This window comes from Desulfoluna spongiiphila, assembly GCF_900101345.1.
Classification (GTDB): domain Bacteria; phylum Desulfobacterota; class Desulfobacteria; order Desulfobacterales; family Desulfolunaceae; genus Desulfoluna; species Desulfoluna spongiiphila.
Genome location: NZ_FMUX01000009.1, coordinates 167035 through 186555 on the forward strand (window position 1 = coordinate 167035; position 19521 = coordinate 186555).

The following is a 19521-nucleotide window of genomic DNA, read 5'->3' on the forward strand; positions in this document are numbered from 1 at the left end:
AGGGCCCTGCCGGGCTTTTTTCCCGTTGAAACGCGGCCGCCCATCGGGTAATGTCGAGGGATATTGTTAAGGGAGCTGAAGGGCCCGACCCGACAGGATGCTTTGTACCCATCATGACAGCCCGCCTTACCCAGACAGTTCGAAAGCCCGACGACGTTGCAACCCTCGCCGACACAGGCTCTTTTTCTGTGACACAAAACCTACCACATGGGAGCATGACATCCATGATCAATACAGACCGATTGACCGAACGATTTATCCGCTTTGCCGAAACCGACAGCCCCTCACGCAGTGAAAAAGCCATGGCCGATATGCTGGCAGAGGAGCTCAAGGCCCTGGGTGCCGAGGTCTCCTTTGACGACGCCCACGCCGGGTGCGGAAGCCAGACCGGCAACCTCTTCGCCCGGTTTTCCGGCACCGTGGACGCGGCTCCCATGCTGCTCAGCGGCCACATGGACACCGTGGTTCCCGGTGAGGGCATCCAGGTGGTCCTTGAAGACGGGGTATTTCGAAGCGCCGGGGATACGGTTCTGGGAGGGGACGACAAGAGCGCCCTTGCCATTATCCTGGAAGTGATGGAAACCCTCACCGAAAAAAACCTGCCCTGCCCCCCCGTTGAAATTGTCTTTACCGTCTGCGAAGAGATCGGGCTCCTGGGGGCCAAGCATTTCGACACCAAGAAGCTAAAATCGGACATGGGGTACATCCTGGATTCCAAGGACACCGAGGCCGTGGTGACCAACGCCCCCTTTGCCGTGCATTACACGGTTACGGTCCACGGAGTATCCGCCCACGCCGGGATGGAACCTGAAAAGGGAGTCAGCGCCATTGCCGTGGCATCAGACGCCATCACCCGCATCACCTGCGGCCGCATCGACTCGGAGACCACCTGCAACATCGGAAAAATCGAAGGGGGCTCTGCCACCAACATCGTGCCGGACCGTGTGGAAATCACCGGTGAAGCCCGAAGCCACAGCAAAGAAAAGCTCGATGCCATCGTGGAGAGCATCCACACCGCCTTCCGTGAGGCCGTTGTCCATGCAGGCGGAGGCGACGACGAGACCCTTCCCCGCTTTGAAATCGATGTGAACGAAGATTTCCCCGGCACCAGCGTGCCCCACGACCACGCCGTGGTCGCCCTGGCCCAGGAAGCGGGCAAGGCCCTGGGCCGCACCATCGTCACCCAGCGTGTAGGCGGGGGCTCCGATGCCAACGTCTTCTTCGGTAAAGGGATCACCGCAGGGGTCCTGGGCACGGGCATGACCGATGTCCACACCGTCAACGAATCCATCACCCTCGCAGACATGACCGCATGCGCCGAGCTTCTCTGCACCATTCTCGGCAACCACGCCAAGCAGGGAGCCTGATCATGCACCTCCACATGGACTGTTTTTCCGGCCTCAGCGGAGATATGGCCCTGGGCGCCCTCATGGACCTGGGGGTGCCGGTGGACTGGCTCAAGGAGCAGCTCACCCCGCTCCTTGAGGACCGGTTCGACATCACCTGTGAACAGGTTCTCAAACGAGGCATCCACGCCGTGAACGTCACCGTGCACGATCACAGCCATGCCCACCACCACGGGGACCATCACCATCATCACGCCCTGGATTACCGAAAAATCCGGCACCTCATCCAGGGGTCTCCTTTAAAGGGCGCGGTAAAGGAGCGGGCCCTTTGCGTGTTCCACCGCATTGCCGTGGCCGAAGCCAAAATCCATGGATGCGACATCGACACCGTTCACTTCCACGAAGTGGGGGGCATCGACGCCGTAGCAGACATCGTGGGCGTGATCCTGGCCCTGGATTACCTGGCCGTGACAACGGTCTCCTGCTCTCCCCTGCCCCTGGGAAGCGGCACAGTGACCTGCGCCCACGGCGAGCTGCCCGTACCGGCCCCGGCCACCCTGGAGATCCTCAAAGGGATTCCTGTCTACGGAAACGATGCCGGATGCGAGGTCCTCACCCCCACGGGCGCGGCCCTGGCCGCCGAGCTGACAGACCACTTTGGCCCCATGCCCGAGCGGGTGATGGCTGCCGTGGGCTACGGAGCGGGAAAACGTGAGACCAAGGGCCTCCCCAACCTTGTGCGCATGGTGCTCTGCGAGACGTCCGAATCGGCCGACACCGTGGTGGAGCTCTCCTGCAACATCGATGACATGAGCCCGGAGATCCTCGGCCATGCCATGGAAACCCTGCTACATGCCGGGGCACTGGATGTCTGGTTCACCCCCATCCAGATGAAAAAAAACCGGCCCGCCAGCCAGCTTTCCTGCCTCTGCCGGGAAGAGGACCGAAAACACCTCACGGAAAAGATCCTTTCCGAGACCACCACCATCGGGATCCGCTGGCAGCGCCTCAGCCGCACCACCCTGACCCGAAAGGCCATCACCCTGGCCTGCCCCTCCGGGGAAGTGGCCGCCAAAGAGGTGACGCTCCCGGGTGGTTCACGTCGGATCACCCCGGAATACGAGGCATGCAAAGCCCTGGCCGAACAAAAGGGATGCTCCCTGGCTGAGATCTACACCGAAGCCTCTGGTGCCGCACAGGCCCTGCTGGGCTAAACGATGCCTCCGGCGGCCCTGCCGGGGGCCAAACTTTTAAAAAGTTTGACAAACAGGCCTTGCAAACGATTATGTCTTATAGAACGTTGTCGACAAGCCGAGTGCTTCACATTTAACAGACATGAACCGCCTTCTGCGGCCCCCCGCCTAAGGGGCTGAGCCGCAGAAGGCGGTGCAATCGAGAAGTTTTTACGGCCTGTGGCGCCGTAGCGTTCTTACCGTCACGAGGGTTATGACGTCTGGGTAAACGAAACCAGACGAATAAACGCGCAGGCGGAAGATCTTTAAAAAGCGCCCCGCCAAAGGCAACGGAACAGTTGCACGAAACAGGTTATACAACCATCACAAAAGGACTGACATGATGCGGCTCTCTGACAAGCACATTCTCTTACTTGCCACGGGCTTCGGCTCCGGCAAAGCCCCCTTCTCCCCCGGAACCTTCGGCAGCGCCGCCGCCCTGCCCTTCTGCGCCCTCATCTGGCTCTCCGGCCTTGCCTTTGGTACGCCCTTTTCGTTCCTCCTCGTCACCGCCCTTGTGATCATCTCTGTGGTGGTGGCCGAAGAAGCCGTGAAACTCCTGGGGGAAAAAGACCCCTCCTGCGTGGTCATCGACGAGTTTGCAGGCATGTTCGTTACCTTTGCAGGGGTTACCCTCACATGGAAAGTGGCCCTGGCCGGTTTTCTTCTCTTCCGATTCTTCGATATCCTCAAACCCGTCCCCGTCCGCACCCTGGAAAAGGTCCTGCCCGGCGGCGCCGGTGTGGTCATGGATGACGTGGCTGCAGGCATCATGGCAGGCCTTGTTCTTCAGATCGGGATCCGGGTGCTGGGATAAAATCAGGGTATGGGTCGTCACATGTGCCTCCGGCGGACCTGCCGGGGGCCGAACTTTTGAAAAGTTTGCCAAACAGGTCAAACGACCTGAATCGGTGCATTCAAACGTGTTTGTTTTGCAGTAGATTCTGCTTCAGGTTGGTGGAAGCCGTCGCTTACCAGAACACCGCCGGGATTTGACCCGAGGAACGAGGGGCAAAGCCCGGGGGTAACCTGCTTTCAAGGTGGCACACCTTGCCGCCGGAGGCATGCTTTTGACTTTTTCTCATACGTATCCTGGACTCTGTGGGTCGTCCAACCATCGAAGGCACAAGCCGGGCAGTTAGCGGTTTATTCACCCAAACCCCTTGTGCACCAGCGTTGTTCATTTGCAACGATGATCGCCCTGCTCCTTTACCCAGCAGCACCTCCCCTGTGACGTAGTACTTCTTCCCTCACAGAGAACCCCTAATTTGGCATTTCGAGGTGAAATCCATTCTGATATGATGGGCCAATAATACGGCCCCTATGCGCCGCACACGACGCAGCTGAAAACATATTAACCGGTGGAAACCCTTGATTTCCGCACAAAGGACTGACCATGAAATCACAACTCGACGCCACGGATCGTACCCTGATCAAACAGCTCAGCATCGACGGCCGCATGCCGGTAAACAAGCTGGTGGAGCACCTGGGCGTCACCCCGCCCACCCTTTACTCGCGGATGAAGCGCATGCTCAACTCCGGGGTGCTCAAAATCGCCGGGCTCATCGATATTTTCAAAACCGAAGACCTCATCATGGCCATTGTGGCCTTTAAGATCGTCGACGGCACCAAACTGGAAGAGAGGCTGGAACAGATCTCCAAGCTCAAACAGGTCCACTCGGCCATGGTGGTCACAGGACGGTTTGACATTTTCATTGAGGTGGTGGTGCCGGAAATGCCCGCGCTGTATGAGTTCATGACCAAGGACCTTCCCGCCCTGGGGGATATCGAGTCCTGCGAATCCTTTGTGGTGATGAAGGCCAAGAACAAATGGGTCCTTCCCAAAAGCACCAATGACTGGTTTGACCAAGTGTGAGCCCCACGGCTGCACAAAAGAAAAAACACTGAGAGGCGGATCCGTAAAACGGTCTGCCTTTTTTGTTTTGTAAGCAGGCAGCTGTCTCAGGGGGTCAAGGTGCCCTCCTTGCCTGCTGGAGCGCCGCACTCCTGTGCGGACTAGAAAGCCGCACCGGAGTGCGGCGCTCCGTTTCGGTCGATCTTTTTTCGGTTTTTGTAAAGATCGCGGACGAATCGATCCCCCCCAGCGTCATTCAAGGCGAACGATGAAAGCCTCTTTATTAAACCCGGCGCTATAAAATCGAGCAAACGGTTGCTCCCGGCAACGTCGCCGGAAACTGAGTTGAACTGAATCGCTTCTTATAACTGCGTCATGCCCCGGCACACCAGCCGTCCCACAACTTTTGCGTTGACAGAAAATTCCGTCGGGTTCATATTAACTACCATGGTAGTTAACAATATTATCCCACAAATCACAGCCCTGGGATTTTCCGAGTACGAAGCCAAAGCTTACGTGCATCTCTTGTCCGTGCAACCGGCCTCAGCGTACGAACTTTCCCAGGCATCAGGTATTCCGTCTTCCAAGATCTATGAGATCCTGGGGCGCCTTGTTGAAAAACGCGTTGTCTTTGTGGAAGGCGAAGGACGCAAGAAAAAATACGTGGGCACACCGCCCGAGGAGTTCGTGGAGAGCAGGCGCCGCTTTTTCCACCGGACCTTCGACTCCCTTGAAGAGGGCCTCAAGCAGCTCCCGGTCAAGGTCGATGATGTCTCCTTCATCTGGAACATCACAGAGTACGACTTTCTCATCGACAAGGCCGAGCGGATGATCGAAGGGGCCAGTGAAAGCCTGTTGCTCTCCACCTGGCCCGACGAAGCGGGCACCCTGGAACCCGCCCTGTCCCAGGCCGAAGCCCGTGGAGTCCGCATTGCCACCGTTCACTTCGGAGAGATTAAAACAGCGGCGGGCCGCATCTTCGAACACCCCATCGAGGACACCCTCTTTGAAGAGAAAGGGGGGCGGGGGTTTGTGCTGGTGACAGACGCCACGGCGGCCATTGTGGCCACCATCACCAACACCAACCGCGTGGAGGGGGCGTGGAGCCTCAACCAGGGATTCATCACCCTGGCCGAGGACTACATCAAGCACGACATCTACATCATGAAGATCGTCCATCGCTTTGACGAAAAACTCCACAGCACCTTCGGAGACCGCTATCACCACCTGCGGGATATCTTTAACGACGACGACTTGACGTAAGGAACGATACAAAAGCGATGCCTCCGGCGGCAAGGTGAGCAACCTTGAAAGCTGGTTTCCGCTACCCTTTAACAGACCCAATCAAAAACCAAGGAGACTTCCATGCAGATATACATTGACGGCAACTGGGTTGGCAAAGAGGACGCAAAAATCTCGGTCTTTGACCATGGGCTGCTTTACGGAGACGGGGTCTTCGAAGGCATCCGCATCTACGGCGGAACAATTTTCAGACTGAAAGAGCACGTACGAAGGCTGTACGACAGCGCCCGTGCCATCCTGCTCACCATCCCCATGGAAGAAGAGGAGATGGCGACCCTCCTCTGCGAGGCGGTGGCCAAAAACAACAAAACCGACGGGTACATCCGCCTCGTCATCACACGGGGGATGGGCGACCTCGGTATCAACCCTGCCACCTGCAGCACGGCATCGGTCATTGTCATCGTGGATGACATCAGCCTCTACCCCGAAGAGCACTACACCAAAGGCATCAAGGTAATCACCGCCTCCACCAGACGAAACAGCCCGGATGCTGTGGACCCGAGAATCAAATCCCTGAACTACCTCAACAACATCATGGCCAAGCTGGAGGCCCAGCAGGCCGGATGCCTCGAAGCCATCCTCCTCAACCGGGAAGGCAAAGTGGCCGAGTGCACCGGGGACAATATTTTCTACCTCCGTGACGGCGTTCTCTTTACCCCCGCATCCGATCAGGGAGCCCTCAAGGGCATCACCCGGGATGCCGTCATCGAAGCGGCGGAAGGCATCGGCATGGAGACCAGGGCAACCCCCACCACCCAATACGATCTCTACACCGCCGATGAGTGCTTCCTCACCGGAACCGCCGCCGAAATGATCCCCGTCACCACCATCGACGGCCGCAGCATCGGAGACGGTACCCCCGGCCTCGGCACGGCAAAGGTTCGGGAGGCCTTTCAGGCCTTGATACAAAAAGAGATCTAACCCGGACATTTTCAAAACACAAAATGTAATCCACGGTTTTCGGTTCGATCCCCTCACCCTTCGGGCGAGCCGGGTGCATCCATTTTCTGCGTTATCAGAGCGTTGAGGTAAGCCACATCATCTGCAGCTCTGATGCCTTGAAAATGGGGGCACTCGACTCGTAAAACGTCCGGGTTAGAAACGCCGCATCGTTTTGAATGTGGGCAGCCGAAATCAAAACTGACGATCAACCGCCCTGCTCTTTTCCGTTGTCGAAAAGGCGAGAAGCACATACGCACTGCGCAATGCGTTACACAATCCATTCCATTACCCACCATATTGTGTAGACAATTACACAACCCCTAACCCCATCCCCACGCTAATCAATCCTAATCATAGACATATTTCAACCACCTGACATGGCATATATTTTGCGGATTAAGTAAACTCGAACCAAAGACAAGGCCTCCTATAATCAATAAGGGAGGCCTTCAGCGTTTGCTACCAAGTCGTCAAAAGTAACAATGACAGACAACTACCCCGGATATTTCAGGAGAGAATGACCATTCCAAGGCAATACTATTTCATTACGAATAGTTACTGCGAAAAATCCAGATATTTCAAAAATACAAAATGTAACCCATGGTTTTCTGATCGTCTCACCCTTCGGGCGAGACGAGCGCACTCGACTCATGAAATATCCGGGCTAAAACCCGTTCAGCGGCAAAAGGCAGCAAGACACGCTGCCTTTGCCATCACGTCAAAAACAGCCTGAGCGTGCTTATGCGCACGCTCACTCCCCCCCTTACCCCATGGTCAAATAAAGGAGCCATACCCCCATGAACAGACCGATCCGGATTTTATGTTTCATCGCTGCGCTCTTGATTGCCTGCGGCTCAGCGTACGCAACGCCCTACACCTTCGAAATGGGAGGAGAGTCATCCATTGACGTCACAAAAACAACTCAAGGCCTGTCCATGTGGACGGACATATACCAATCGGTTTCATCCCAGGCGTTTTTACTGGATGTAGGAGACTCCTTTACATTCAAATTTGCACGGATGGGAACCGACGAGAGCTGGATCAATGAGGACGACCTCAAACCCATGGAGGTAACGGCGTACCTGGACTTTGACATGCCGGACATAACCCAGGATATTTCCGGAGAATCCACTGGGTTTTCGGGAAAATTCGAGTTCAATCAAGGCTGGCAGGTCATCTGGGATGACCCTGTGTATGTGGGCTTCGGGGATGGGGGGCGATTCGCCATCGAACTAAGCGACGCCACATTCTCAAGCTCCATGTGGACAGGCCCCCACGGCCCCTGCTGGAGCGAAGGCGACGCCGACATCTTTGCCACGGTCACCCTGGAAGCAGCACCTTCACCGACAACGGCCCCGGTTCCCGAACCGGCCACCGCTGTTCTCCTCGGCCTTGGAGTAGGCCTCCTGGGGGTAACCCGGCTTAAAAGAAAAAAAGCGTCCGAGAACTGATGCCTTTTAAGGGTACAACGACTCCGTAATAAAAAAGCCTCCGGCAAAACTGCCGGAGGCTTTTTTATTTGTGCGGTTTTACAACCACGCCTACCCCGTGCCCGCACCTCCCGGGCGATTGAGCACCAGCTGAAGGTTGGCCAGGGACCGTTCGGCAAACTGGGCTTCACAGCAGGCAAGATAGAAAAGCCACTTGCGTTTGAACACCTCATCGAACCCCAGCACGGCGAGCTTGTCGGCATTGACCAGAAAGCGTTCGCGCCAGGCCTTGAGGGTTCGGGCGTAATGGGGCCCGATGTTTTCAAGGTGCTCCACGATAAACTGCGACGATCGGGTCATGGCCTTGCTGAGCACAGACAGGGAAGGCAGGTGGCCCCCGGGGAACACATGACGCTGAATCCAGTCCTCGTGGGTCCGGTACGCCTCATACCGCTGGTCCGGTACGGTAATCACCTGCAGCACCACACGCCCCTCGGGCGTTAAAAGCCTGTCGCACTGCCTGAAAAACGTCTCAAGGTACTTGTGCCCTACGGCCTCCAGCATCTCAATGGAAACAATCCTGTCAAACCTGCCGGACATCTGCCTGTAATCCTTGATGAGCAGTGTAACGCGATCTTCCAGTCCCGCCTCCTTCACCCGTTGCAGTGCAAAGGCATGCTGGGCTTCGGACAGGGTGATACCCGTCACCCGACATCCGGTGCGCCTTGCCGCCTCCACGGCAAAGGAACCCCACCCAAACCCAATCTCCAGTATATGATGGTCCTTTGAAATCTGAGCCTTGTCGATGAGGTGGTGTAATTTGGCCTTCTGGGCCGTCTCCAGGCTCTCCTGTGGATCACCCCCATGGAGTGCCGCCGAGTACGTCATGGTCTCGTCCAGAAACAGGGCAAAAAAATCATTGCTCAAATCGTAGTGTTGCCGGATATTCCTCCGACTGCCCGTCAAGGTGTTGTGGCGGGCCCTGTCCATAAAGCGCCCCACCCCATGGGCCAGCCAGGCAAGGGGCAGCTGAGAATCCGTTGCCGTATCCATATTGCGGATAAGAATCCGTATCAAATCGGAAGGATTGTCACTTGTCCACAATCCCTCCATGAAACTCTCCCCGAAACCGATGTCACTTCCGAAGACCACACGGGAATAAAACCTGGGATCGGTGATCACCAGATTTGCCTGAAGGGAAGCCGAGGCATCACCAAAAACCTTCTGCACGACGGGTGAATTGCTTTTCGAAGGCCCCGGGAACCGCACCGTCACGCACCCGTTGGTGATGCGGTGAAGCAACCCCATCACCTGTTTTTTGCAAAGACGCTCCATCAGGGACCCGCCCCTGTGGCGGATGGTCATGGGGCTTTTCGGGGCTGGCCGATCGAAAAACGTCAGCCCCTTGACCACAAACAGGCGCAGGGCTTGTCCGAGAATACGGGGAACGGTTTTCCACGGTACCACAGGGTATCTCACAAGTGTCAACAGCTGGTTTTTCGGTGTCAAGGGCATGCTCTCTCCCTGGAGAGAGGCCTTCAAAACCGTCTCCCCACCACGAATCAGGTAAATCCGAATAGACAGCTTTCCTTCAGGGGCCGAGATATAAAACCGATACGTTCCCTCCATGTTGTTGAAGGGAGAGACATGAAAATCCTTGGGGGCGGTGTATACAATGGGGAACCCTGAGCCGGGATTCCTTGATTCGGTGGCGACCTCTTCGCTCCTGGTCAGCAGATACAGGTGCCTGTCGCCAAAGGTGTTGTTGACCTCGGCAACGGTGCACACAGGGGAGCGGTCTTCTGCAAGGCAATAATAAAAACTGACGGGGTTGAACACACGATTGAAATAACTCGGCGACGTGATGAGCATGACATGCCGCACCTTGTCATGGCAGCCCCTGTCTTTGAGAAACCGAAACAACTTCTCCTTTACGCTCCCGGGCTCGTCATGCAGATATCGCCTGTCATACAGGGAAACCGGTCGAAAACGATTGTACCCGAACAAGGGCAGGCGGCGATCCAGATCCTCCAGCTCATCCAGGTCAAAACAGTAAAGGTACACAGGAAACCGGAACCGATGTTCCACCGGTCTCAGGCGTGCATGCTCAACGTATCCCTTGATGATGGCGGAATTCACAGCGTCCCCCCCAAGGCAGCGGCCACATCCACGGCGGAACGGACAGCATCCTCGTGGAAACCGTAGCCGAAATAACTCCCGCAGAAATAGGTATGCCCTTTACCGTTCAACCCCTTGAGCCCCTCCTGTGTGGCCACGGATTCAAAGGTAAACAGCGGATGATCGTAGATCAGCTCCCTGTGGACGGACGGGGCAGGGATCTCCCATGCGGGATTAAGGGTGACGCACCAGGTATGCCGGGTCTTCAGGTGCTGCAGCCGGTTCATAAAATAGGTCACGGTGATGGGCTCCCCATCCCCGGTGGCTTCATCTCGGATATAGTTCCAGGACGCCCTGGCCCTGGGTTGTGAAGGAAGCAGGGATGCATCGGTGTGAAGGACCACCCGGTTGGCGGAGTAGCGCCATGGAGACAGAAGCCGCGTCTCTTCCCGGGACGGATCTTCGAGCATCTTCAGTGCTTCATCCGCATGGGCGGCCACCACCACCCGGTCAAAGGGTTCCGGATGCCCTCCTTCCGTTTTAACAAGCACCCCGTCCTCCGTCCGCTGAATGCCCGTCACGGGCGTCCCTTCCACCACCCTTCCGCTGAAACCATTCAAAAAAGCCTTCACATAGCTGTGGCTGCCCCCGGACACCACCGACCACTGTGGGTGCTCCGTCAAGGTCAACAACCCGTGATTTTCATAAAACCTCGCAAAGGTTTCCATGGGAAAAGCGGCCATCTTGGCATCCGGGGCCGACCAGATTGCCGCGGCCATGGGAAGGACAAATCGATCTGTCACCTCACGTTTTACCCCTTCACGCGTCATGTATTCTCCCAACGTAATCCCGGCGAGCCGCCCTTCGGCCAAATCCATACGCATGCGCTGCATCAATGACCGCACGCCCAGTAAAAAACGCCAGAACGCAGGCCGAAAGATGTTCTCCCGCTGGGCAAAGAGGGTGTTGAGGTTGGTGGAGGCGTACTCCAGACCGGTACGTCGGCAGGTGTAACTGAAGGACATGTCCGTTTCCACAAGGGGCACTCCAAGGCGGGAAAGCAATCGGGTAAACAGGGGATATGTCCTGTTATTCATCACGATAAAGCCTGTATCGACGGGAGTTCCCTCATCGGGCCCCCGGTCAATAACCACCGTATGGGTGTGCCCTCCGATATACCCGTTCTTCTCATAGAGGGTAACCTCGTGATGATCTTGCAAAAGACAGGCTGTCGTAATCCCTGAGACACCGGCACCGATGACGGCAATTTTTAGCGGAGATTTCATGGGAGGGTCCTTTCTCGAAGGCAGGAAGTTGAATAATTCTAAATCACTGTCTTCAAAATTGCAACAACAGGACCCAGAAAAACCCTCCCCACAACAAAACCCTGCCCCAAGGAAAGCAGGTTGCATCTCATATTCAATCAGGGATATACTTTTCTAACTTTACTGTATATAGCCATACATGAACTCGCCTTGAGAGCCCGTGTCGCTCAGATTGATAATCGGATGATACCCCCGGCTCCGGCAGAAGGAAACATTACCCTCAACTGATTCCCATCAGGGAAAACACCTAACAAGACGGAAAAAAATGATGCCGCAGGGGCAAGGTGAGCCACCTGCGACGGCAGGGTTGCGCATGCAGTGCCTGGGGAAAAAATACCCCGGGAGCCAAGTGATATGGAAAGAAACAACTGTGCAAGGCAAAGGGTGTTGCCGTCTCACCACGTCGATAGAACGGCCCATTGCCAACAAAAGCAACACCTGCCCCTGAACGACTCAATGATACCCGGCCCCTTCTCCCCCCCGCTGCCGGCTATCATCATCACACCTGAAAAACGATCGTCAACACATCCATCGTTTCGAACTCAACCTGATTTCGATTTTCCGAATACTGCTTTCGGGATTGTTCTAAAAACTATTTTTTTACCCATTCCCAACGTGGTGGACACGTCCGGACGTAAAAACTCGACCGAAGCATGGAGCAGTTTAAGCTTCCCCTCCCAGCGTCATTACATGAGCGGCGTGAAGAGACATACGGAAACTCAACTACGGCAATTCAAAACCTTGCATTACCGGCTGGCCTGTTTACGGGGTGTTTTACAATCGGAAACCGTACCAAAGCGAATGCGTACATCGCGTTGGGGTCGATTCATGAAAAAGGAGAACGTACCATGACCGCATCGCAAGCTGCACTGAAAATCTGCCAACCGTCACGCCCCGAACCCCAAGACTCAGCGTTCCTTACGAAAGGAAAAGAAGTTGGCCGAAAACACCTGATCAATGCTCTTAACCACATCAACTTCAAAGAAAAAAACGTCATCCTGGTGTTCCAAAGCGTACACGGTAATCCGTCAATGGAAATCGAGGCATTTCCCATGCCTGTATTGAGCGACTACCCCACCTTTCGCTTTTTAAAGCCCCTGCCCGACAACCTGCGCAGCACTGATTTAACCCGACTCATCATCCCCGACGGTCCCGGCGAAATCCATGCAATCCCCCAACTCAGAGCCATGAATTCAAAGGGATTGAGCGTCAACCTTCCCGAAACTGGCCGTCGCATCCAGGGGGCTCTGCGAAATATCAGGGTTCACTTCCAGCAACAAGGAATCGCTTTCAAAGGAAGCTTGACGTCAATTGAGCCCGATGTCATTGAGGTCCAACTCTCTCCACTGAGTTCCCATTATTTCATGGCAACCTCACCGAAGGCGGAACTGAACCTGACCTTCCTAAAAGAAAAAAACCGACTTTTTGAGACCAAGGCCCGGGTGGTCAAACAGGAATCCCATCGCGATAGCGTCATACTACACTTAGAACCGATAGAATCCATACCCACCAACCGCGAAAGGCAACGCTTTGGTAAAAAGGCATTTGAAATGATTCCGGCACCTGATTTTGTTTTTCTTCACCCCTTGACCGGAACCAAATGCACTGTCGTCATTGAGTCTCTGTCAGCAATTGATATGAAATTAACCTTGCATCATGAAATGATACCACTTATTCCAGGTATGAAACTGATGGATGCATCAATTACTCTCGGAGACCTTTACACACTACAATTAACTGCTCAGGTAACGAGATGCAGTACAATAAAGAATAAAAGGGGAGACAAGATTGAATATTGTCATATTTCAATTCTAAACATGTCATCTGAAAATCACCGAAAACTACAAACCATTGTGCACAAATCCGAGAACAGAGATATTCGTGTTTGTAACTCGATAGAAGAAGATGATATGTGGCGGTTTTTCTTTGAAACAGGATTCATTTATAAAAATAAATACAGACTGTTTTTAGAAAACAAAGATAAAATAAAAAAAACCTACGAAACGCTCTATTCGACCCCATCAAACGTTACTTGCCATATGGCTTACCAAGAAAAGGGAAGGACCATGGGGCACATTTCCATGCTACGATATGCAGAAAGGGCTTGGCTTGTTCACCACCACGCCGCTCTCAGGGGAGCATCCATAAGGGTTGGGCTGGGTGTCCTCAAACAAATGGGTAACTATGTCATGGCGTCTCATAACCTCGACCCAAATAGTTTCAAGTATCTACTCTGTTATTTCAGGCCTGAAAATCATTTTCCCAATTACTTTTTCAGTGGATTCACCGAAAAAAAAAAAGATCCAAAAATATGCTCTTCAGACTTGTTCGCATACGTTTACTATAGAGCCGAAAAAATAGGAGATGCCAAATTTCCCGACGGGTGGGTACTTGAGGGTGCATGCGAAACAGATCTGGTCGCACTGGAAACATGCTACGATGCGACATCAGGCGGCATGCTAATAGATGCATTAAATCTTTATGAACGGCAAGCTCCATTCGAAGTTCTCAGCGAGAGATATCAAAAGGCAGGTTTAAAAAAGGAGCAACAGATCTGGGCCATTCGCCATAACGACCTCACGGTAGCTCTATTTATCGTCAACACCTCCGATGTCGCTCTGAATATGTCAGAACTATCCAACTGTATCAAGACCTGCATCATTCGGCCCGACATAATGAATAAACAAATACTTACAAGGGCATTAGATCAATTAAGCGAACATTTTTCGACACACCGAACGCCGGTCCTTATCCACCCGGTTGACTGGGTTAAAAACACGGGGTTTCATTTTCAAAAGCGGTATCACTTGTGGATTCTAAACACCCACTTTCTTGATGATTTCATGCAGCACCTTGATGATAGTTCCAATCTATCGCGTAAAACTAACTGAACCGACAGGCAACGCAAAAAGACAGGCATGAAAGCCCCAACGCATGGGCCACGAACAGAATCAAATACTCTATTATTTAAATAATATAAGGAACAAGTCGACCATGAAAAAGCAGAAACAATGTGATTGTATCCGTATTCAAGCGACTACACTTGAAATCCCCCTAAAAACGACAGTGCGCCATGCCAGTGCGTCACGAAAAAACGGCGAAAGCATCTGGGTACAGGCATGTAAAGGAAATCTTACGGGTTACGGTGAGGGATGTCCACGAGCTTACGTGGCCGGTGATGACCTGACATCGAGCCTGTCCTGGGTTAACAAAATTTTCTGCAGTGAGCCATGCCCCATAACCAATCTCAACAAACTGATCCGATGGGTCGAAGAGAACAAATGCCTTATAGATACGTACCCTTCTGCTTGGTGTGCAGTAGAAACTGCTCTTCTTGACCTGTTTGCAAGGGAGCAGTCCATCTCAATTGAGGCACTCCTTGACCTTCCTGAAGCCAGACGAAGCAGCAGGTACTCAGCAGTTTTGGGCAACGAAAAGCCTTGGAAGTTCAAGGGACAGGCCGACTTGTATTTCGTCAAAGGCATGACGGATTTCAAAGTAAAGCTCTGTGGGGAATTTGCCAAAGACCAGGAAAAACTTATAAATCTTGAAATCCTTGCAAATGACCACCGTGCAAAAAACGTAAGGATACGACTGGACGCGAACAACCTATGGCAGGAAGACCTCACAGAAGCCGTTGCCTTCATCAGAAACCTCAAGGGCAATTTCTTTGCAGTTGAAGAGCCTTTGAAAGCTGGACATGCCGAAGCGTTAAGCAACTTTTCCGTTGAGACCGGCCTTCCTGTGATTCTGGACGAAAGCCTGTGCACGACCCAGGACCTTGAGAAGTTTCGCGATCGTCCCGGACGATTTATCGCCAACATCAAAATTTCCCGTGTAGGAGGGCTTCTCCGGGCCCAGTCTCTTATAAATACGTTGAAATCCATGGGCTGGGATATCATCATCGGGTGCCACGTTGGCGAGACCTCCCTTCTAACCCGGTGTGGCCTTGTCGCCGCCGCCATGGCAGGGGAATCCCTTATCGCCCACGAAGGAGCCTTCGGCTCCTACTTGCTTGACCTTGAGCCGACTTTTCCTATGCTGACGTTCAGCCGTGAGGGTTCCCTGAACTTACAATCCCCATACTTTCTTAAGACAATTCGTGGCCTTGAGTGCGTCACCCCCGAAACATGGGGTACGGGGTTAGGTATGAAATGTCGGATGCCGGTCCAGCCTGATGATGGGGCCCCAAAGATCGCCACCCTTACCATGCCAGACGATTACCCAATCCACTACCGGGTCTGGGGAGAAGACAAAGGGGAGGATGTCATACTCATCCTCCATGGTGGAATGAGCCACTCGGGCTGGCAAGCCCCCCTAGCAGAATCGTTACGAAATCGCCGCGATAACATAACCGTGATGGCAGCTGATCGCAGGGGATGCGGCCTCAATCCAAATCGAGGCGACCTCGGGACTATGCACCAGGTCATCGATGATGTGGTCCGGCATGTAGAGTATCTACAGACCTGTTTTGAGCGGGTCCACCTGGCGGGTTGGTGTCAGGGAGCACAATACGCATCCGTGGCAGCAACAAGGCTCGACAAAAAAGCGGACAGCCTGGTTCTTTTGACCCCCGGGTTCTTTTGGAACGAAAGATTTCGTTCAGTGATCTCTATCTCCGAGCATGTAATGATGGAGATGATCTCTGAATTTGACCTCAAACCTGAACGAAACCGAGCGTGCATAATCATACCAATGGAACCTGCTGATTTTACCTTAGATGAAGCCTGGTTGGACTACATTGACACTGACGATCTCAAAACAACAAAAATCACACTTAAATCGGCAAACATCATGGATGAAATACAAGAACTCTCGGTATTTGCAATCAAGGCCAATACATGTCCAACACTTGCAATTCTGGCAGATCAAGACCGCATTGTTGACAACAAAAAAACCATTGAAGTCTTAGGGCATCAATTCTCTGGCTCGAGTTCAAACACCTTGGAATTTATAGATACGGCCCATGCCGTTCAGTTTGAAAAGCCGGAAGAAGTTGCTGAATATATCGATCGTTTTTTAAATACAATCTAACCATATATCCTAAACCCTCCTGCAAATGGCCTTCTGTCCTTTGCAGGAGGCATGTTGTCACGTAACCGCCCTGGGGTGAATCATAATCAGCCCTGCAGTCCAAAGCCACATTATTACAGGTAAGTATGCTAAAATTTGGATCAACCCATTATCATTGGACAGACTCGCAGTATCGCATAATGCCTAAGACAATAACAATTACACAAGAAAAACTTGACTGACAGAACGAATACTCATAAATATAAAAATTACTGTCCTCCTGCAGGACATGATATTGCCAACCCTTTATAGAGCGTTATTAACAGAGTAATATCCAGACAACTTCAAACTTGGGATGCCAACCTATAAATTTACACCTGAATAATAACCCGCACGGCAATTTTATACCCCAGAATATTCATGAAAAACTCCGTGTGTGGCGGTAGAACCGGTTTTGATTTTGCTCGGAGCCTTTCACTATAATAAATCTGGATGAACTCAACGAATGGTTACGAAATATTATGTCGAAACATGATAAAGAGTTAGAGTTTAATCTGACAAAATCAATTTGCCCGCACACAGGATTAACAACATACACTTGCCCTGAATGGACTGAAATAATCTTCGGAAAAGATTACTTATTTTCATTAAGAATTATCGGGGATTGCATTTTATTTGTCAAAATAAACGGATTCTCATCGCTCGATGTTGTTGCCGAGTCGACGGATTTCACGAAAAGTATCATTCACAAATATTTACCAAAAGAAAAAGAGCTTTTCTATATTGGAGATTTTACAGGTGTTACCGGAGTCACAAAAGAAGCCAGAAAATACTATATAAATTACTTAAACAATCTTAGACAACTTAAAACATTTATACTTTGCTCTCCATCTCCTATCATGATGCTTGCAGCCAACCTCACCAGACAGTTTAGAATTATTAAATTTGGGTTGACTGTTGAAAAAAGCTATTCAGCGGCTGTCAAGCAAGCAGCTTGGAGAGCTCAGACATTTCCCGACACAACAGATAAAAAAAATCCCCTTGAGACCTTTCGCATCCCAGATGCTGCCGACCAAATCACGAGGAAACAAAAATTAAAACAAATACTTATTTCGGGGCTTCCATTCCTTCAAAAAAATAAAAAAGACACCATTTCACTGAAACGTTTTACCCGAGATGATTGGGAAGCAGAATTCTACGGTTACTCAGTGCGTTATGAACTGATTAACGACAACATCATTCACAAAATCTCAAAAGGGTACCTCAGTGCTGAACATGTCAAACCCGTTTACGATCTTCAGGAACAAATTCTCAAAAGCTGCGGCCTCTCAGGGCACCCTTATTACATTGTGAATGATATCAAGGAACTTAGGGGATCTTCTCTGAAAGCAAGAAAGAAACATTCCCGACTGTTCGCGGAATGGATCGAAAAATACCCTGAACTCTGCCAGGTGGTTGTATATGGTGCAAATCGCTTGCTTCGTGCAGGACTAAGCGTAGCAGTCTACAACAGTCCATTCTCATTTGTTTTTTCCGAAAACTTTGAAGAAGCCATGGACAGTGTCCAAAAAAATAAAGAGAATAAATCTTTTGTCAAATCAGGATTTATTCCAAAAAAAATACGTCGCAGGAATTCAGTCAAGCACTATGCGGATGAACTGAATTGTTTTCTTGGCAACATAAACTGGGAAGTTGAAGGCAGTGAGGAACTGGCAGAAACAAAAAGTGATGAGCACCCTTTTAAATCGGTTTACGATGCCATTGCGCTTATCAAGTCGGATATCGACGAACTCTTCCGTGACAGGACAATAGCTCAAGTGGCCCTGCGGGAAAGCGAGGAGGTTGCCAGGGCTCTTCTAAACGCCACCAGTGATCTCGCTCTATTGATTCAATCCGACGGCACCATCATCTCTGTCAACCACGCGTTTACTACTTTTCTAAAACGAAACCAAACCTCCTTGAAAGGTGCCAGGCTGGCAGATTTTTTCCCGCCGCCTGTTGTGGACCGAACCACCACACACCTCAAAGGGGTTCTTATGACTGGAAAACCGGCCCTGTTTGAAACACAGTTAGACGGCCAGTATTTCCAGAACACCATTTACCCTGTTTTCAACGCAGATAAAAAAGTGGATCGTCTGGCTCTTTACTCACGCGATATCACGGGCATAAAGCTGGCCCAAGAGCAGATTCACCTTCTCACACAGGAGCTTATCAAGGCCCAGGAAAACGAGCGGCGGCGAATCGCCAGGGACCTCCACGACAATGTGGCCCAGGACCTGGCGTCCCTCATCATCCGAAGCGATACCCTTTTTGAGGACCACAGGGACATCCCGTGGGAAGTGAGAAAACGAAACAAAAAGTTTTCAGATATCCTGAAAAAAACCATCGCCTCAATCCGAGACCTTGTCTATGATCTAAGGCCACCGGGTCTGACGGACATCGGGCTTGTAAAAACCATCGACCAGTACTGCGTAGAATTCACTTTAAAAACAGAGATAAAAGTCGATCTTTACACGGCAGGGCTTGAAAGAATCCAACTTGACACCGACACGAAAATTAACCTGTTCCGGATTATCCAGGAAGCGTTGAACAATGCAGCCAAACATGCCGAGGCTACCCTTATCAAGGTTCGCCTCTTGGGCTCCCACCCCGACCTGATCCTTCGAATTGAAGACAACGGCTGCGGATTTGACCCGGAGGAGAGAATGGTGTCTGCCCTCAAAGAAAAGCGGATGGGCCTGAAGAGCATGGAGGAAAGGGTCAACCTCCTCAGCGGAAGCCTGACCCTTCACTCCCGGGAGGGATCCGGCACGAGAATCGTGGTGAAATTCCCATCCAATCGTGCCATTCAGGAAGAAGAGATGGAAGTAGAGAGCCCCCTTCAAAAGATCCCCTGAAAAAAAGCGGGAACGACCTTTGTTTAACGATCGCTCCCGTCTCCTGAGAACCAGATGAAGG

13 protein-coding genes are annotated in these 19521 nt (G+C 52.2%); 11 read left to right on the forward strand and 2 right to left on the reverse strand.

Annotated elements, in window-relative coordinates; genetic code table 11:
• Positions 1-224: 224 nt before the first annotated feature.
• The 7 genes from BLQ12_RS13640 (at position 225) to BLQ12_RS13670 (ending at position 8128) form a co-directional block, all read left to right on the forward strand.
• Positions 225-1367 (forward strand): M20/M25/M40 family metallo-hydrolase, encoded by a 1143-nt coding sequence (locus BLQ12_RS13640; RefSeq protein WP_092211215.1) that lies wholly within the window; start codon positions 225-227, stop codon positions 1365-1367.
• Positions 1368-1369: 2 nt separating this feature from the next.
• Positions 1370-2560, forward strand: coding sequence for a nickel pincer cofactor biosynthesis protein LarC (larC, locus tag BLQ12_RS13645; protein ID WP_092211216.1), 1191 nt, complete (start codon positions 1370-1372; stop codon positions 2558-2560).
• Positions 2561-2918: 358 nt separating this feature from the next.
• Positions 2919-3395: a phosphatidylglycerophosphatase A family protein gene (locus BLQ12_RS13650; protein ID WP_092211217.1), complete on the forward strand. Its 477-nt coding sequence runs from the start codon at positions 2919-2921 to the stop codon at positions 3393-3395.
• Between the two features lie 579 nt (positions 3396-3974).
• Positions 3975-4454, forward strand: a complete 480-nt coding sequence (locus BLQ12_RS13655) for an Lrp/AsnC family transcriptional regulator (RefSeq protein WP_092211218.1) — start codon at positions 3975-3977, stop codon at positions 4452-4454.
• A gap of 426 nt (positions 4455-4880) precedes the next feature.
• Positions 4881-5696, forward strand: a complete 816-nt coding sequence (locus BLQ12_RS13660; protein WP_175469772.1) for a TrmB family transcriptional regulator — start codon at positions 4881-4883, stop codon at positions 5694-5696.
• 102 nt (positions 5697-5798) lie between these two features.
• Positions 5799-6656, forward strand: a complete 858-nt coding sequence (gene ilvE / locus BLQ12_RS13665) for a branched-chain-amino-acid transaminase (protein WP_092211220.1) — start codon at positions 5799-5801, stop codon at positions 6654-6656.
• 818 nt (positions 6657-7474) lie between these two features.
• A complete protein-coding gene (locus tag BLQ12_RS13670; protein WP_092211221.1) occupies positions 7475-8128 on the forward strand; it encodes a PEP-CTERM sorting domain-containing protein in 654 nt (217 codons plus the stop codon).
• Positions 8129-8218: 90 nt separating this feature from the next.
• Here the strand turns inward: BLQ12_RS13670 and BLQ12_RS13675 are convergent, their stop codons facing one another.
• Both BLQ12_RS13675 and BLQ12_RS13680 read right to left on the reverse strand, forming a co-directional pair.
• A complete protein-coding gene (locus tag BLQ12_RS13675; protein WP_092211222.1) occupies positions 8219-10246 on the reverse strand; it encodes a DUF1365 family protein in 2028 nt (675 codons plus the stop codon).
• Positions 10243-11511 (reverse strand): NAD(P)/FAD-dependent oxidoreductase, encoded by a 1269-nt coding sequence (locus BLQ12_RS13680; protein WP_092211223.1) that lies wholly within the window; start codon positions 11509-11511, stop codon positions 10243-10245. Before BLQ12_RS13680 ends, BLQ12_RS13675 begins: the two co-directional genes overlap by 4 nt.
• Positions 11512-11904: 393 nt before the next feature.
• Between BLQ12_RS13680 and BLQ12_RS27035 the strand changes: the two genes are divergently transcribed.
• From BLQ12_RS27035 to BLQ12_RS13695, 4 genes are all read left to right on the forward strand, one after another.
• Positions 11905-12402: a hypothetical protein gene (locus BLQ12_RS27035; protein ID WP_139163981.1), complete on the forward strand. Its 498-nt coding sequence runs from the start codon at positions 11905-11907 to the stop codon at positions 12400-12402.
• On the forward strand, positions 12399-14441 hold the full coding sequence (locus BLQ12_RS13685) for a hypothetical protein (RefSeq protein ID WP_092211224.1): 2043 nt from the start codon (positions 12399-12401) through the stop codon (positions 14439-14441). Before BLQ12_RS27035 ends, BLQ12_RS13685 begins: the two co-directional genes overlap by 4 nt.
• Positions 14442-14544: 103 nt before the next feature.
• The gene (locus BLQ12_RS13690) at positions 14545-16584 is read left to right on the forward strand and encodes an alpha/beta fold hydrolase (RefSeq protein ID WP_175469774.1); all 2040 of its coding nucleotides are present in this window, start codon (positions 14545-14547) and stop codon (positions 16582-16584) included.
• Positions 16585-17084: 500 nt separating this feature from the next.
• A complete protein-coding gene (locus BLQ12_RS13695; RefSeq protein ID WP_092211226.1) occupies positions 17085-19460 on the forward strand; it encodes a PAS domain-containing sensor histidine kinase in 2376 nt (791 codons plus the stop codon).
• The last annotated feature ends 61 nt before the right edge of the window (positions 19461-19521 follow it).

Coding starts and splice junctions, on each gene's coding strand:
- BLQ12_RS13695 (WP_092211226.1), top strand. CDS start 17,085: ATGTCGAAACATGATAAAGAGTTAGAGTTTAATCTGACAAAATCAATT.
- BLQ12_RS27035 (WP_139163981.1), top strand. CDS start 11,905: ATGGAAAGAAACAACTGTGCAAGGCAAAGGGTGTTGCCGTCTCACCAC.
- BLQ12_RS13680 (WP_092211223.1), bottom strand. CDS start 11,511: ATGAAATCTCCGCTAAAAATTGCCGTCATCGGTGCCGGTGTCTCAGGG.
- BLQ12_RS13655 (WP_092211218.1), top strand. CDS start 3,975: ATGAAATCACAACTCGACGCCACGGATCGTACCCTGATCAAACAGCTC.
- BLQ12_RS13685 (WP_092211224.1), top strand. CDS start 12,399: ATGACCGCATCGCAAGCTGCACTGAAAATCTGCCAACCGTCACGCCCC.
- ilvE (WP_092211220.1), top strand. CDS start 5,799: ATGCAGATATACATTGACGGCAACTGGGTTGGCAAAGAGGACGCAAAA.
- BLQ12_RS13650 (WP_092211217.1), top strand. CDS start 2,919: ATGATGCGGCTCTCTGACAAGCACATTCTCTTACTTGCCACGGGCTTC.
- larC (WP_092211216.1), top strand. CDS start 1,370: ATGCACCTCCACATGGACTGTTTTTCCGGCCTCAGCGGAGATATGGCC.
- BLQ12_RS13670 (WP_092211221.1), top strand. CDS start 7,475: ATGAACAGACCGATCCGGATTTTATGTTTCATCGCTGCGCTCTTGATT.
- BLQ12_RS13690 (WP_175469774.1), top strand. CDS start 14,545: ATGAAAAAGCAGAAACAATGTGATTGTATCCGTATTCAAGCGACTACA.
- BLQ12_RS13660 (WP_175469772.1), top strand. CDS start 4,881: ATGGTAGTTAACAATATTATCCCACAAATCACAGCCCTGGGATTTTCC.
- BLQ12_RS13640 (WP_092211215.1), top strand. CDS start 225: ATGATCAATACAGACCGATTGACCGAACGATTTATCCGCTTTGCCGAA.